Genomic DNA, 13360 nt, shown 5'->3' on the forward strand with positions numbered 1-13360 from the left:
GGCCCCGCCCGGGCGGCCCCGAGCCGCCGCTCGCGCCTTTGCCGCCTCCGCCAGGCGGGGGCGGGGGCGGGGGCGGGGGCGGCCCGGAGTGCGGTGGCTGGGAGGAGCCCGCCAACGGCCCGGAGGGAGGGCCGGTGGGCCGGCCGGAGGACGGTGGTTCGACGCTCACGAGCCCTTCTTCCCCTGCGGATGGCCCGCGACAGTCACACGCCGCACCGACATCGGGCCTTTGCCGGCTGTTTCCGTGGGTTCCCGCGGATGCACACCGCTGCTTCCGTCACTCGTTCATTGTGTGCTCCGGTGGCGCACCGGTCGCAAGCCGACGCGGACGGCCCTTTCGGCAGGCGCCCGGTGTGGAAGCCCGCTTAGCGTGCAGGGGTGAGCTCACGTACCGTCTCCGAGCGGGTGACCGCCCGCCACGGCTGGACGCAGGCCCTGGTCACGGTGGTGGGCGGGCTGCTCTCCATGGGTGTCGTGGCCGCGCTCGGGCTGTGGGCGGCCGGTGCCGCGGACCTGCCCGACGGTTCCTTCCCCAAGGTGGTCGCGGCGACGGTGGTCACCGCCGTGGGCGGCTCGGTGAGGCTGTCCGGGGACGCGGGCGAGCTGGTCGGCGCGGAGGGCGGCCTGACGGTCATGCCTCTGTCCGTCACGCTCACCGGGGCCCTGCTCGTCGGCCGGGGTTTTCTGCGTCCGTTGCGCCACCGGGCCGTCGCGGGGGCGCCCGAGCTGATCGGGTGGGCCGCGCGGATCGCCGCCCTGTGGCTGCTCGCCCTGCTCGGGCTGGCGTTCGCCGCCCGGCACACCTTCGAGGTCTCGCTCGGGGACGGGCCCCTGGATGATCTCAGGGATCTGCTCGGGATTTCCCCCGAGGTCGGTTTCGCCGCCGATGTGCCGTCGACCCTCCTCGTCGGCCTGCTCTGGCTGGCGGGTGTGCTGGTGCTGGCCCTGCTGGTGTCGCGGGGCGCCCCACTGCCGGGCCGGCTGCTCCGGTTCCAGACGGCGGTGCGGCCCGCGGCGCGCGCGATGCTGCGGCTGCTGCTCGCCTTCGTCGTCATCGGTGCCGTGATCGCGCTGGTCGTCGCCGCGACGCGGGGGCACCCGGCGGACACGTTCGCCGTGATCCTGCTGGGTCTGCCCAACGTGACCTGGCTCGCGCTGACCATCGGGCTCGGCGCCACCTGGGACGGCAGGGTGGAGGGGCCCTTCGGGCTGCCCATGCCGCATGTGCTCGACGAGGTGCTGCGCACCGAGGACGTCTCGGCACTGAACCTGAGCACGCTCGCCGAGCACGACGGCAGGGTGTGGTGGCTGCTGGTGGCCGACGCCGTGCTGCTGCTGGCCGTCGCGTTCGTGATGGCGGCCCTGTCACCGGCCCGGGTCCGGGCCTGGCAGCACGCCGTGCACCTGGCGGTGGCGCTCGCGCTGACGGTTCTGATGATCTGCCTGGTCGGCCGGATCTCCGCCCGGCTCGGCCTCTCCGTGCTCGGCATCGGCGACCTCGGCACCGGACTCTCCGGTCAGGTGCTGCTCGAACCGCGTCTGGCGGGCGCACTGGGTCTGGCCCTCCTGTGGGGTCTGGTCACCGGTTTCGCGGGCGCGCTGGCGGCGCGGGGGAGGCTGCGCGGCCGGGACGCGCCGGACCGCTGACGGTGTGCTACGTCCGCGGTCCGAACACCGGTTCCGCCCAGGCCGGCGGCGGTTTCGGCGGTTCGGGCGGCTGCCTGTCCGGTGCTCCCCCTGCCGGTGCTCCCCGCACCGGCGTTCCCCCGCCCGTGCGCCCCGTGGGTGCGGTCGTGGCGTCGCCGACCCCTGCCATGGCGGTGCGCAGGGCGGCGACGAGGTCCAGGCAGGACGCGTACCGGTCGTCGGGACTCTTCGCCAGCGCCTTGGCGAGCACGGCGTCGGCCTGCGGCGGGAAGTCGGGGCGTACGGCGGTCAGGGGCGGCGGGTCGTCGTACTGGTGGGCCCAGAGCAGGGCCATGTCGTCGTCCCGGCGGAACGGCGGATGGCCGGTGAGGGTCTCGTGGACGACGCAGGCGAGCCCGTAGACGTCGCAGCGGGCGTCGACCGGACGCCCGGAGATCTGTTCCGGGGCCACGTAGTCGAGGGTGCCGACGAACTGGCCGACGGTGGTGAACCCGGTCAGGGACAGGGACTTCTTGGTCAGGCCGAAGTCGGTGAGGTAGACGTGCTCGGGGTGGTCGCTGTCGGTGCCGGGGGCGACCAGGATGTTGCCGGGCTTGACGTCCCGGTGGACCAGCCCGTGCTCGTGGGCGGCGTCGAGCGCCGAGGCCACCTGGGCGGCGATGCGCAGCGCGGTGGGAGGCGGCAGCGGACCCTCGCGGTCGAGGAGGTGGCGCAGGTCGCTGCCGTCGACGTACCGCATGGCGATGTAGAGGATGCCGTCCGTCTCGCCTGCCTCGAAGACGGGGACGATGTGCGGGTGGTCGATCGCGGCGGCGGTGCGGGACTCATGGGTGAAGCGGCGGCGGAACGTGTCGTTGCGAGCGAGTTCCGGGGCGAGCAGTTTCAGGGCGACGGTGCGGTCCAGGCGCAGGTCCCGGGCGCGGAAGACGACCGCCATACCGCCGCGGCCGATCTCGCGCTCGATGCGGTAGCCCGCGACCTGCTGTCCCGTCAGCTCGGAGGGCCGGCCGGCGAACAGGCTGGTGTCGTGGGTCATCGGAGGTCACGGTCCGGCGGGTCCGGGGGGACGACGCGGGTGGGCGCGTGCCCGGGAGGTCCGGGCTCGGCGCGGGGTGCCTCGTCGGCGGCGTAGGTGTGCAGCCGGATGCCGTCGGTGTAGAGCCAGCGCGCGTGGTCGCGGTCGTAGAGCCACAGGGACTCCCCGTCCACGACGAGCCCGATGCGCAGGCCGTGGGTCCGCGCGCGGAAGCCCTCCCCGTCGGTGCCGCCGTCGGCCAGCGCCTCGACGGCGGCCCGGTACTCCGCCAGGGCCTCCTCGGCCCGGGTCAGCAGGGGCCGGGGGTCGTCGGTGCGGGCCAGGGGCGCTTCGGCGGCGGGCGGGTCCTGGGGCACGGCGAGCAGACGGCGGCCGTCGACCCAGGCCGACCAGCCGTTGGAGCACAGCACCTGCCCCCAGTCCCCGCGCCGCTCGACCAGCCGTACCGGCAGCAGCGGGTCGAGGCCGACCGCGGGCCCCGCGGGGTCGGGCGCCTCCCAGGCCGGCATGCCGTTGCCCGGTACGACGTGGGTGGGCCGGAATCCGGGCGTGTACGGGCTCGGCGTTGCCGTCGGGTTCGTCGGGTTCATCGGGTTCGCCACGGGGAGCGTCTACCTCCGCATCACGGCGGGTTCGTGGCGGCGCAGCAGCCGCGACACGGCGAAGGCGAACAGCGCCGACAGCACCAGCAGCATCGCCGCGTCGAGCAGCCACACGCCCGGGGCGTGCTGGAAGAGCGGGTCCTCGGCCACCTCGCCGGGGGTGGTCCTCGCCAGGTCGACGGTGCCGGCCATCGCGCCGAACGCCCATCGCGAGGGCACCAGCCAGGAGAGCTGCTCCAGGACGGGCACACCGTCCAGCTTCAGCAGGGCACCGCAGAACACGACCTGGACGACGGCCAGCAGCACCAGCAGCGGCATCGTCACCTCTTCCTTGCGCACCAGCGCGGAGACGAGCAGGCCGAGCGTCATGGCGGTGAAGCCCAGAAGGGCCACGGCGACCGTGATCTCCAGCAGGGGCGGCATCAGCACGCCTTCGCCGTCCGGTGCGCCGAGGTCGACCCCGAGCAGCGCGACGAGGGTGAGCACCACGCACTGCAGCACGGTGACCGTGCCCAGCACGACGATCTTCGACATCAGGTACGCCGATCTGGACAGACCGACGGCCCGTTCCCGCCGGTGGACGGGGCGTTCCTTGACCAGTTCCCGTACGGCGTTGGCGGCGCCCGTGAGGACGGCGCCGACGCACAGGATGAGCAGGGCGTTCATCGCGGTGCCCGGCGTCAGGGCGCTGCCGGCCAGGGCACGGGCCATCACGCCCATCACGAAGGGCAGCGCGACCATGACGGCGAGGAAGGTGCGGTCCGCGCCGAGCACGGCGGCGTAGCGGCGTATCAGGGTGCCGAGCTGCGCGGTGCGGCTGCGCGGCCGGGGCGGCGGGACGGCCCCGGCCGCGATGCGGTCCGCCCGCTGCTGCCGGGGCTGGGCGGTGGCGTCGGCCGTGTACCGGCCGTGGAGGGGCGAGACACGGTAGTCGCCCGCCCAGTCGCGGTCCTGGTCGCGCTCGAAGGCCTCGAAGGCCTCCGGCCACTGTTCGAAGCCGAAGAACGCGAGGGCGTCCTCGGGCGGTCCGTAGTAGGCGACGCGCCCTTTGGGCGCGAGCATCAGAAGCCGGTCGCACACGTCCAGGCTGAGCACGCTGTGGGTGACGACGATGACGGTCCGGCCGTCGTCTGCCAGTGAGCGCAGCATGCGCATCACCGAGCGGTCCATCCCGGGGTCCAGTCCGGAGGTCGGCTCGTCGAGGAAGAGCAGGGACGGCTTGGTGAGGAGTTCCAGGGCGACGCTGACCCGCTTGCGCTGCCCGCCGGAGAGGCGGTGCACGGGTTGCTCCGCCCGCTGCTCCAGGCCCAGTTCACGGATGACCTCGTCGACCCTGGCCCGGCGTTCGGCCTTGGCGGTGTCCTGCGGGAAGCGCAGTTCGGCGGCGTAGGACAGGGCGCTGCGGACGGTGAGCTGGGGGTGCAGGATGTCGTCCTGCGGGACGAGGCCGATGCGCTGGCGCAGTTCGGCGTAGTCGCGGTAGAGGTCGCGGCCGTCGTAGAGGACGGTGCCGTGATCGGCGGGGCGCTGTCCGGTGAGGGCGTGGAGGAGGGTGGACTTTCCGGAGCCGCTGGGGCCGACCACGGCGAGCAGGCACTTCTCCCCCACCGGGAACGACACATGGTCGAGCAGCGTCCTGCGTCCGCGGTCCACGGCGACGGTGAGGTCCTGTACGTCGAGGGAGATCTCGCCGGTGTCGACGTACTCCCGGAGTTCGTCGCCGACGAGGCAGAGCGCGGAGTGGCCGATGCCGACGATGTCGCCGGGGCCGACCGGGGCGCGGGTGACGGGCCGGCCGTTGAGATACGTGCCGTTGTGGCTGCCGAGGTCGGCGATCTCGTACGTCCCGTCGGGCAGCGCCTGCAGTTCGGCGTGCCGGCGGGAGACCACGAGGTCGTCGATGACGAGGTCGTTGTCGGCGGCGCGGCCGATGCGGACGCCGCGGGTGGGCAGCGGACGTACGGTGGTGGGCTGCCGGTAGGTGCCGGTCAGGGCGGGGGACGACACGGCGGAGAGGCGTTCGGGGACGGGCGGCGGCCGGTCGGTCAGGACGGCGCTCGGTCCGTCCCGGGGGCTGCCGAAGCGGATGACGCTGCCGGCGCCGACGTCCTGGGTGTGCACGCGGTGGCCGTCGGCATAGGTGCCGTTGGTGCTCTGCTCGTCCTCGAGGGTCCAGTGGCCGTTTCCGGGGTGGAGGACCGCGTGGTGCCAGGAGACCCTGGCGTCGTCGATGACGATGTCGCTCGACGGGTCGCGTCCGACGTGGTAGTCGCGGACCGGGCTCATCAGGGTGGAGCCGCTCTCGGTTTCCACGATTAGCTCCGGCGCGACCGACCGCTCGACCATGCCCGAATTCTATCGATTGACCCGTTCGAGCGCCTGGTGCGGCCGGGGCGGTCCGGGGCCGGCGCGGCGCGTGATGCGTGCTGTGCGCGGTGCGTGCCGTGCGCGGCGCGGCGGGACGGTCAGGCGACCGGGACGCCCAGCACCGGGGCGGCGCGCTGCATCCGCAGGGCGTCCACGGATTCGGCCAGCAGTTCGTACTCGGTGGTGTCGTCGCCGGTGGCGAGGCGCACCAGCTGTCCGGCGGCCAGCGCCTCCGCCATCTCCTCCTGCCGGGCGGCGTCACCGCACCAGGCACGCAGCACGGCGGGTACGTCGGGCACACCGTCCGCGACGGGGACGAGCGCGCCCGGGGGTAAGTGTTCGGCCTCGGGCTGCGGGTCGAGGCGCTCGGCGATCCACGAGGCGCGATCGCGCAGCCACCAGAGGGCCAGGGCCAGGGTGGGCGCGCGATAGGTCCCGAGGGGTACGCCGATGCGCCGGCCGTCGCAGACCCCGTACGCCGTGACGTGGCACAGGAACTCGTCGTGCACGATTCTCCCCCCGTTGCGTTGCCCGGCGGCCGACCGCGCTCGCTCTCCGGTGGGTCGCGTGCTGTGCGTGAGGGCGCCGTCGCGCGGGGTGAAGCGCTCTCGTTGTCGAGTATGTTCACCACTGAATCACTGTCACCATGCCTTTCCGGCCACTCTCCTGGCATATTCGCCCCTTCCGTTGGCCGGAACGCGGCGCGCACGGTGACCGGAAGCACGACACCGCACCCGGCCGCGTCGTGTCGAGGACCACGACGCGGCCGGGTGGGCGACCTGCCCGAGTGAGGGGCCTACTGCTTGACCACCGCGTCGATGCGGGCCAGTTCGTCCGCGTCGAAGTCGAGGTTGCGGGTGGCCGCGACGCTGTCCTCGAGTTGCCGCGGGCTGCTCGCCCCGACCAGGGCCGAGGTCACGCGCCCACCGCGCAGCACCCAGGCCAGCGCCATCTGCGCGAGGGTCTGGCCGCGGGACTCGGCGATGCCGTTCAACGTGCGCAGCCGCTCCACCAGTTCGCCGGTGACGGCGTCGGTGTTCAGGAACGGGCTGTCGCTCGCGGCCCGCGAGTCCTCGGGGATGCCGTCGAGGTAGCGGGCGGTCAGCAGGCCCTGCTCCAGCGGGGAGTAGGCGATGGAGCCGACCCGGAGCTCGTCCAGGGCGTCCAGCAGGCCCTCGTCCTCCGGCCGCCGGTCGAGCATCGAGTAGCGCGGCTGGTGGATCAGCAGCGGGGTGCCCAGCTCGCCGAGGATGCGGGCGGCCTCACGGGTCTGCTCCGCGGAGTAGTTGGACACGCCGACGTAGAGCGCCTTGCCCTGCTGGACCGCGGAGTGCAGGGCCCCCATCGTCTCCTCCAGCGGAGTGTCGGGGTCGAAGCGGTGCGAGTAGAAGATGTCGACGTAATCCAGGCCCATGCGGCTCAGGCTCTGGTCGAGGGAGGACAGCAGGTACTTGCGTGAGCCCCATTCGCCGTACGGGCCGGGCCACATCAGGTGACCGGCCTTGGTGGAGATCACCAGCTCGTCGCGGTACGGCGCGAAGTCCGCACGCAGCGCCTCGCCGAGGGCGGACTCGGCGGCACCGGGCGGCGGACCGTAGTTGTTGGCGAGGTCGAAGTGGGTGACGCCCAGGTCGAAGGCGCGGCGCAGGATGGCGCGTCGGGTCTCCGCCGGACGGTCCGGACCGAAGTTGTGCCACAGGCCGAGCGAGAGCGCGGGAAGCTTCAGGCCGCTGCGTCCGGCGCGCCGGTAGGGCAGGTCCGCGTAACGGTCGGGGTGCGGGGTGTACAACACGACTCCAGGGGGTTGGCACACGGGTGTCCGGTTCCGTCGAACCGGGGTTCCACTCTGTCGCGTACCGCGGGCATCGGTCCAACAGGAGAATCCGATGGAATTCAGCGGATACGCTTCTCAATCATGGAACTGCGCCACCTCCAGCATTTCGTCGCCGTCGCCGAGGACCAGCACTTCACCCGGGCGGCGGAGCGGCTGCTGGTCTCCCAGTCGGGCCTGTCGGCGTCGATCCGCGCACTGGAGCGCGAGCTGCAGACGCCGCTGTTCGTACGGACGACCCGGAAGGTGACGCTGACGGAGGCCGGACGGGCCCTGCTGGTGGAGGCCGAGCGCGTCCTGGCCCAGGTGCGGGCCGCGCACGAGGCGGTGGCCGCGGTGCAGGGTGTGCTGCGCGGCACGCTCGCGGTGGGCACCGAGCAGTGCATCGCCGGGGTGCGTGTGGCGGAGCTGCTGGCCGCGTTCCGGCGGCGCCATCCGGACGTGGAGATCCGGCTGCGACAGTGGGGCTCGGCGGCGCTGGCCGAGGAGGTCGCGGCGGGACGCCTCGACCTGGCTTTCGCCTACCGGACCCAGGCGGACCCGGACCGGCTGCGGTCGGTGGCGCTGGCCGGTGAGCCGATGACCGTGCTGTGCCATCCCGAGCACCGGCTCGCGCGGGCCGGGGCACCGCCGGCCCCGCACGACCTGGGCGGCGAGGTGTTCGTGGACTTCCATCCCGACTGGGGGCCGCGCCGGGCCACCGACACCGCGTTCGCCGCCGCGGGGGTACGGCGCACGGTCGCCCTGGAGGTGAACGACGTGCACAGCCTCCTGGACCTGGTCGACGAGAACCTCGGCATCGCCGTCGTCCCCCAGCACTTCCGGCACAAGCGCGAGACCCTGACCGCGCTGCCGCTCGAGGACACCGGTGAGCCGGTGTACGAGACCGTGGCGCTGCTCCCGCCGGCGGAGGCCACCAGCCCCGCCGCGCGGGCGCTGATGGCCCTGCTGGACGACGCGGACGCGTGAGCACGGCCGGACTCCCCACGGGAGAACGGGGCGCGGGCGGGGGCGGGATGCGCGAGGGTGGACCCATGCACGCCAAGGACATCCTCATCGACGGCTTCGGCAGGATCCGCGAAGAAGTCCACGCCGCGGTGGCCGGGCTCGGCCCCGACGCCCTCAACGCCCGGCCCGCGCCCGGCACCAACTCCGTCGCCTGGCTGGTCTGGCACCTCACCCGGATCCAGGACGACCACGTCGCGGACGCCTTCGGGCTCGACCAGGTGTGGCTCGCCCAGGACTTCGAGAAGCGGTTCGCGCTCGGCCTGCCCCGCCGCGACACCGGATACGGCCACACCCCGGCGCGGGTCGCCGAGGTGCGGGTCGGCTCGGCCGACCTGCTGACCGGCTACTACGACGCGGTGCACGGGCAGAGCCTGGGGGTGCTGCGCGCGCTGCGGGCCAAGGACCTGGAGCGCATCGTGGACGAGCGCTGGGATCCACCGGTGAGCCTCGGGGTGCGGCTGGTCAGCGTCCTGTCCGACGACCTCCAGCACGCCGGACAGGCGGCCTATGTGCGCGGGCTCCTTCAGAGCACGGACTCGTAGCCGGGCAGCACCACGTCCCGCAGGAGGTCGGTGCGCTCGTCGAACGGGAGGAACGCGCTCTTGACGGCGTTGACCGTGACGGTCCGCAGGTCCCGGGCGGTCCACCCCGCCTGCTCCACCAGCAGGGACATCTCGCGGGTCATGGTGGTGCCGGACACCAGCCGGTTGTCGGTGTTGAGGGTGACCCGGAAGCCGAGGTCCTTCAGCGCGGTGATGGGGTGCGTGGCGATCGAGTCGGCGGCGCCGGTCTGGATGTTGGAGGTGGGGCACATCTCCAGCGCGACCCGGCGGTCGCGGACCCAGCCCGCGAGCCGGCCGAGCTTGCCGGCCGCGAGGTCGGGGATGTCCTCGGTGATCCGCACACCGTGGCCGAGGCGCTGCGCGCCGCACACTTGAAGGGCCTGGTGGATGCTGGGCAGGCCGTGGGCCTCGCCGGCGTGGATGGTGAACGGCACGCTCTCGCGGCGCAGGTGCTCGAAGGCGTCCAGGTGATCGGCGGCGGGGAAGCCGTCCTCGGCGCCGGCGATGTCGAAGCCGACGACGCCCGCGTCCCGGAACGCCACCACCAGGTCGGCGATCTCCCGCGTCCGGTCGAACATCCGCATGCCGCACAGCAGCGTCCCGACCCGCACCGGCGTCCCCCCGGCGGCGGCCTTGGCCATGCCGGCGGCGAGCCCCTCCTGCACGGCCTCGACCACCTCGGGCAGGGTCAGCCCGCCCTTGGTCATCAGCTCGGGGGCGTAGCGGACCTCGCCGTAGACGACACCGTCGGCGGCGAGGTCGAGCACGTACTCCTCGGCGGTGCGCAGCAGGCCCTCGCGGCTCTGCATGACGGCGAGGGTGTGCTCGAAGGTGGCTATGTAACGCACCAGGTCGCCGGAGCCGGCGGCCTCGACGTACCAGGCGGCGAGCTCGTCGGCGTCGGTGGTGGGCAGGGTGTGGCCGACCGTGTCCGCCAGCTCCACCAGGGTGGCGGGGCGCAGGGCGCCGTCGAGGTGGTCGTGCAGGACGGCCTTGGGCAGCCGGCGGAGGGTGTCGGTGTCGAGGCGGGGCGTGGTCATGGGCGGTGCGTTCCTCAGCGGTTCTGTGGTGAAGTGCGGGGTCACCCGGCGGGGTGGGATCGATCGGCAGAGGTTATACGTAAAACGTCGGCGCGCGCCAGTCCCGCTCCCGGCGGCGCCCCGGACCTGGTCCCGAAGACCTACGACGGCAGCCCGAGGCGCCCGGGCGGATCGTGCAACTACCGTCCCCGCATGGAGATCACCGAGCCACCGCAGCGGAGTCGGGAGCAACGCAGAAGGGATGTCCTGGACCGGCTGGAGCGGGAGACGGACATCTGGGTGGCCTCGGCGGATGCCGAGGGGCTGCCCTGCCTGGTGCCGCTGTGGTTCGTGTGGGACGGCGAGGCCGTCTGGCTGGCGACCCGGCCGGCCAACCCCACCGGCCGCAATCTGCGGGAGGGCGGCCGGACCCGGCTGGCGCTCGGCGACACGCGGGACGTCGTCCTGATCGACGGCGAGGTGGAGACGTACGGCGCGCGGGAGGTGCCGCCTGCGGCGGCGGAGGCGTTCCGGGAGAAGACCGGCTGGGATCCGCGCGCGGACCGGGCCGTCCACGCGTTCTTCCGGGTACGCCCCCGGGCGGTGCAGGCCTGGCACGAGGTGCACGAAATGCCGGAGCGGCATCTCATGCGGGACGGGATCTGGCTGGCGTAGCCCGCCCGGTGCCGGACCTGCACCGGGCGGGCTACGGATACGTGTACGTGTTGAGGGCGGCGACGGCCGCTGCCGGGTTGCCGAGGTCGTAGCGGTCCACGGCGAGGAAGTTGGGCTTCTTGCGGGCGGCGGGCTGGCAGAACCGGCCGGCGCGGTCGGCGAGTTTGGCGTTGTCCGTGCCGGCCGTGTTCGCGATCGGGGTGTCCCGGAAGTGGTTCATGACGAAGAGGGGCCGGAAGCCCGGTTCGGTGCGGGTGAGCGGGATGTCGGCGCCGGCACCGTACCAGCGGCTGTAGCAGGACCAGTCGGAGGTGCCGACCCCGGAGCCCATGGACCAGTGGTTCTCGACGGTCCACTCCCGCTGGTACATGACGCCGAAGCTGTCCCGGGTCAGTCCCGCGGCCTGGTCGGCGGAGCGGCTGTGGTCGCTGAAGATCAGCAGCTGCTCCCCGGTGGCGGTCAGCTCCGCCATGGTCGGCCAGCCGTTCTCGCGCACCCCGGCGCGGTCCGGCCGGTGGAGGACGTCCGACAGGCCGGTGACGCGGGCGAGTTCGGCGCGCAGTACGCCCGGGTCGACGTAGTCCTCGAGGAACACGGTGACGACCTGGTCGGGGTGGGCCTTGAGGAAGTCCACCATGCGCTGGATGTCCACCCACAGCGCGACGGGCCTGCTGACCAGGGTGCAGCTGTTGTGGCAGAGGATCGCGCCGTCCGGGGTCTGGTGGATGTCCAGCATGAACCCGCGTACGCCGTCCGCGAGTTGACGTTCGATACCGCGCGTCTGGTTGGGGAAGAGGTTGACGAACGGCGGGGCGAAGCCGCCGTCGACCCCGTTGGCGTACGCGTTGTGCGAGGTGAGGAAGGTGACCTGGTCCAGGGTGCGGGTGTCCTGGGGCAGCATGGGCCGGGTGGCGGGAATGACCGGGGTGAGGTACCAGTCGGCGAGGTTCCCGGAGCCGCCGACGACGGCGAGTCGGGCGGGGTGGTCGGCTCCCGCCGGTCTGGGGGCGACGGTGAGGCGGCGGTCGGTGCCGGGGACTCCGAGGGTGTACCGGTCGGCGCCGACGGGAGTGATCTCCCAGGCTGCGTCCGCGCTCGCACAGGGAACGGTCCCGGCCAGGTCGCCGGCACGGCCGAGGCAACTGCCGGGGGTGTCGGTGTTCTCCAGGAGGTACGAGGAGCCGTTCACCCGCAGCGTCCACTGCTGGCGGTCCTCGTTGCCGCGCGGCCGGTGCTGCTCGACCGCTCCGGCGCTGTCGGCCGCGTTGAGTCCGGTGGTGGCGCTCTGCACGTAGTGGGTGGTGCCGGGCGGCGGAACCGCGCCGGCCCCCGCCGCGGGCGTCGGCGCCACGACCGCCGCGACCAGCGCGGTGGTCGTGACGGCCGTGGCGAGCAGGGCGTGGGGGGTGCGCATGGTGGGTGCCCTTCGTCCGAAGGATGGCCGCGTGCACGAGGGCACGCGGCCAGGTCACGGATGGTCAGGGGCATGACACCACGCCCCGCGGTCCTGCGTCAGCAGTACAGGTTGCCGCCGGGTGACGTCCCGAGGATCTGGGTGAACTGCTGATACGTGGTCACCCTGCTCTGCACCTGCGCCGGGTTGCGGCCGTCGCACTCCAGGGAGCCGTTGATGCTGCGGATCGTCTGGCCGAAACCGGCCTGGTTGACCATGGCGTTGTGCCCCGTCATGCTGCCGGGACCGGACTGGGTGTTCCAGTACCACAGGGCCGTCTTCCAGGCGACGGACGCGTCGTTCTGCACCAGCCAGGGGTTGTTCAGCAGATCGATGCCGAGCGCGTCACCCGCGGCCTTGTAGTTGAAGTTCCAGCTCAGCTGGATCGGCCCGCGCCCGTAGTAGCCGGACTGACCGGCCGGGCAGCCGTACGGCTGCCCCCAGTCGCAGTAGTGCGAGTAGTTGGCGGTGTTCTGCTCGACCACATGCACCAGACCACCGGTCTCGTGGCTGACGTTGGCCAGGAAGGCGGCGGCCTCCTGCTTCTTCACCGTGTCGCTGCCCGTGTTGGCGAAGGCGGGGTAGGCGCTCAGTGCCGCCTTCAGCCCGCTGTAGGTGTAGAAGGAGTTCCGGTTCGGGAACATCTGGTTGAACTGCGCCTCGGTCACGACGAAGTTCCCGACCGGTGTTCCGGGGCCGTTGTCACAGGAGTACGGCTCCCAGTACCAGGTGCTGATGATCGGGTCGTAGCCCGGGTTGGCGTGCTCGGCGATGTAGGCGCGGCCGTCGGTGTAGCGGACGATGTCACCGGCGTTGTACCACTGCCCGGCCACCCAGTTCGGATAGCTGGAGCACGCGGCGGCGGCCGACACGGGAGCGGCGGAAGCGGTCGCGGCCGGGAGCAGCACCGGTGCGCTGCCGGCGATGACGACTGCGGCCAGCACGGCGGACATGCGGCGTCTCGACAAGGGATCAACTCCTCTGCGGGACACGGCCGCTCCCGGTCGGGGACGTGCCTGAGCAAAGCGTCGCCGCACGCGCGCCGGCGGAGCCGGCCACGACGTGGTGGGGGGCGGCCGTGGTGGGGGGTGTCGGGCACACTTAACCGCATTGGTCTGTACCAGTCAAGCTGCGGACCGGCCAGCCCCTTCACCCCTCG

The 13360-nt window shown here is 72.8% G+C and carries 12 protein-coding genes; 4 read left to right on the forward strand and 8 right to left on the reverse strand.

The genetic code is table 11. The annotated features are described in order from the left end of the window. Positions 1 to 378: 378 nt before the first annotated feature. Positions 379 to 1647, forward strand: coding sequence for a streptophobe family protein (locus tag JL475_RS27005; RefSeq protein ID WP_202280547.1), 1269 nt, complete (start codon positions 379 to 381; stop codon positions 1645 to 1647). Between the two features lie 7 nt (positions 1648 to 1654). Here JL475_RS27005 and JL475_RS27010 read toward each other — a convergent pair whose 3' ends face one another. The 5 genes from JL475_RS27010 to mgrA all read right to left on the reverse strand — a co-directional run bounded on the left by JL475_RS27010 (position 1655) and on the right by mgrA (position 7441). Beyond that, positions 1655 to 2683 carry a serine/threonine-protein kinase gene (locus JL475_RS27010; RefSeq protein WP_202280548.1) on the reverse strand — a complete coding sequence of 343 codons (1029 nt, stop codon included), beginning with the start codon at positions 2681 to 2683 and terminating at the stop codon, positions 1655 to 1657. Further along, positions 2680 to 3192: a hypothetical protein gene (locus tag JL475_RS27015; RefSeq protein ID WP_202280605.1), complete on the reverse strand. Its 513-nt coding sequence runs from the start codon at positions 3190 to 3192 to the stop codon at positions 2680 to 2682. Before JL475_RS27015 ends, JL475_RS27010 begins: the two co-directional genes overlap by 4 nt. 102 nt (positions 3193 to 3294) lie before the next feature. Further along, a complete protein-coding gene (locus tag JL475_RS27020) occupies positions 3295 to 5631 on the reverse strand; it encodes an FHA domain-containing protein (protein WP_202280549.1) in 2337 nt (778 codons plus the stop codon). 119 nt (positions 5632 to 5750) lie between these two features. Next, the gene (locus tag JL475_RS27025) at positions 5751 to 6161 is read right to left on the reverse strand and encodes a hypothetical protein (protein WP_202280550.1); all 411 of its coding nucleotides are present in this window, start codon (positions 6159 to 6161) and stop codon (positions 5751 to 5753) included. Positions 6162 to 6448: 287 nt separating this feature from the next. Next, positions 6449 to 7441, reverse strand: coding sequence for an L-glyceraldehyde 3-phosphate reductase (gene mgrA, locus JL475_RS27030; RefSeq protein ID WP_237408423.1), 993 nt, complete (start codon positions 7439 to 7441; stop codon positions 6449 to 6451). 126 nt (positions 7442 to 7567) lie between these two features. Here mgrA and JL475_RS27035 point away from each other — a divergent pair, with 126 nt between their 5' ends. Beyond that, entirely contained in the window at positions 7568 to 8452 is an 885-nt protein-coding gene (locus tag JL475_RS27035) for a LysR substrate-binding domain-containing protein (RefSeq protein WP_202280552.1), read from the forward strand. 65 nt (positions 8453 to 8517) lie between these two features. Continuing rightward, entirely contained in the window at positions 8518 to 9033 is a 516-nt protein-coding gene (locus tag JL475_RS27040) for a DinB family protein (protein WP_202280553.1), read from the forward strand. Here the strand turns inward: JL475_RS27040 and JL475_RS27045 are convergent. Next, positions 9015 to 10094: an adenosine deaminase gene (locus tag JL475_RS27045; protein WP_202280554.1), complete on the reverse strand. Its 1080-nt coding sequence runs from the start codon at positions 10092 to 10094 to the stop codon at positions 9015 to 9017. The two genes, JL475_RS27040 and JL475_RS27045, sit on opposite strands and share 19 nt — an antisense overlap. 192 nt (positions 10095 to 10286) lie before the next feature. On the opposite strand from JL475_RS27045, the gene JL475_RS27050 reads away from it, so the two are divergent. Next, on the forward strand, positions 10287 to 10748 hold the full coding sequence (locus JL475_RS27050) for a pyridoxamine 5'-phosphate oxidase family protein (protein WP_202280555.1): 462 nt from the start codon (positions 10287 to 10289) through the stop codon (positions 10746 to 10748). Positions 10749 to 10779: 31 nt separating this feature from the next. On the opposite strand, the gene JL475_RS27055 is transcribed toward JL475_RS27050, so the two are convergent. After that, positions 10780 to 12162 carry a PI-PLC domain-containing protein gene (locus JL475_RS27055; RefSeq protein WP_202280556.1) on the reverse strand — a complete coding sequence of 461 codons (1383 nt, stop codon included), beginning with the start codon at positions 12160 to 12162 and terminating at the stop codon, positions 10780 to 10782. Between the two features lie 98 nt (positions 12163 to 12260). Further along, entirely contained in the window at positions 12261 to 13169 is a 909-nt protein-coding gene (locus JL475_RS27060; protein WP_202280557.1) for a glycoside hydrolase family 19 protein, read from the reverse strand. Positions 13170 to 13360 lie beyond the last annotated feature (191 nt).

The organism is Streptomyces sp. M2CJ-2 (genome assembly GCF_016757295.1).
In the GTDB taxonomy this organism is placed as follows: domain Bacteria; phylum Actinomycetota; class Actinomycetes; order Streptomycetales; family Streptomycetaceae; genus Streptomyces.

Coding starts and splice junctions, on each gene's coding strand:
- JL475_RS27010 (WP_202280548.1), bottom strand. CDS start 2,683: ATGACCCACGACACCAGCCTGTTCGCCGGCCGGCCCTCCGAGCTGACG.
- JL475_RS27020 (WP_202280549.1), bottom strand. CDS start 5,631: ATGGTCGAGCGGTCGGTCGCGCCGGAGCTAATCGTGGAAACCGAGAGC.
- JL475_RS27035 (WP_202280552.1), top strand. CDS start 7,568: ATGGAACTGCGCCACCTCCAGCATTTCGTCGCCGTCGCCGAGGACCAG.
- JL475_RS27050 (WP_202280555.1), top strand. CDS start 10,287: ATGGAGATCACCGAGCCACCGCAGCGGAGTCGGGAGCAACGCAGAAGG.
- JL475_RS27015 (WP_202280605.1), bottom strand. CDS start 3,192: ATGCCGGCCTGGGAGGCGCCCGACCCCGCGGGGCCCGCGGTCGGCCTC.
- JL475_RS27040 (WP_202280553.1), top strand. CDS start 8,518: ATGCACGCCAAGGACATCCTCATCGACGGCTTCGGCAGGATCCGCGAA.
- JL475_RS27045 (WP_202280554.1), bottom strand. CDS start 10,094: ATGACCACGCCCCGCCTCGACACCGACACCCTCCGCCGGCTGCCCAAG.
- JL475_RS27055 (WP_202280556.1), bottom strand. CDS start 12,162: ATGCGCACCCCCCACGCCCTGCTCGCCACGGCCGTCACGACCACCGCG.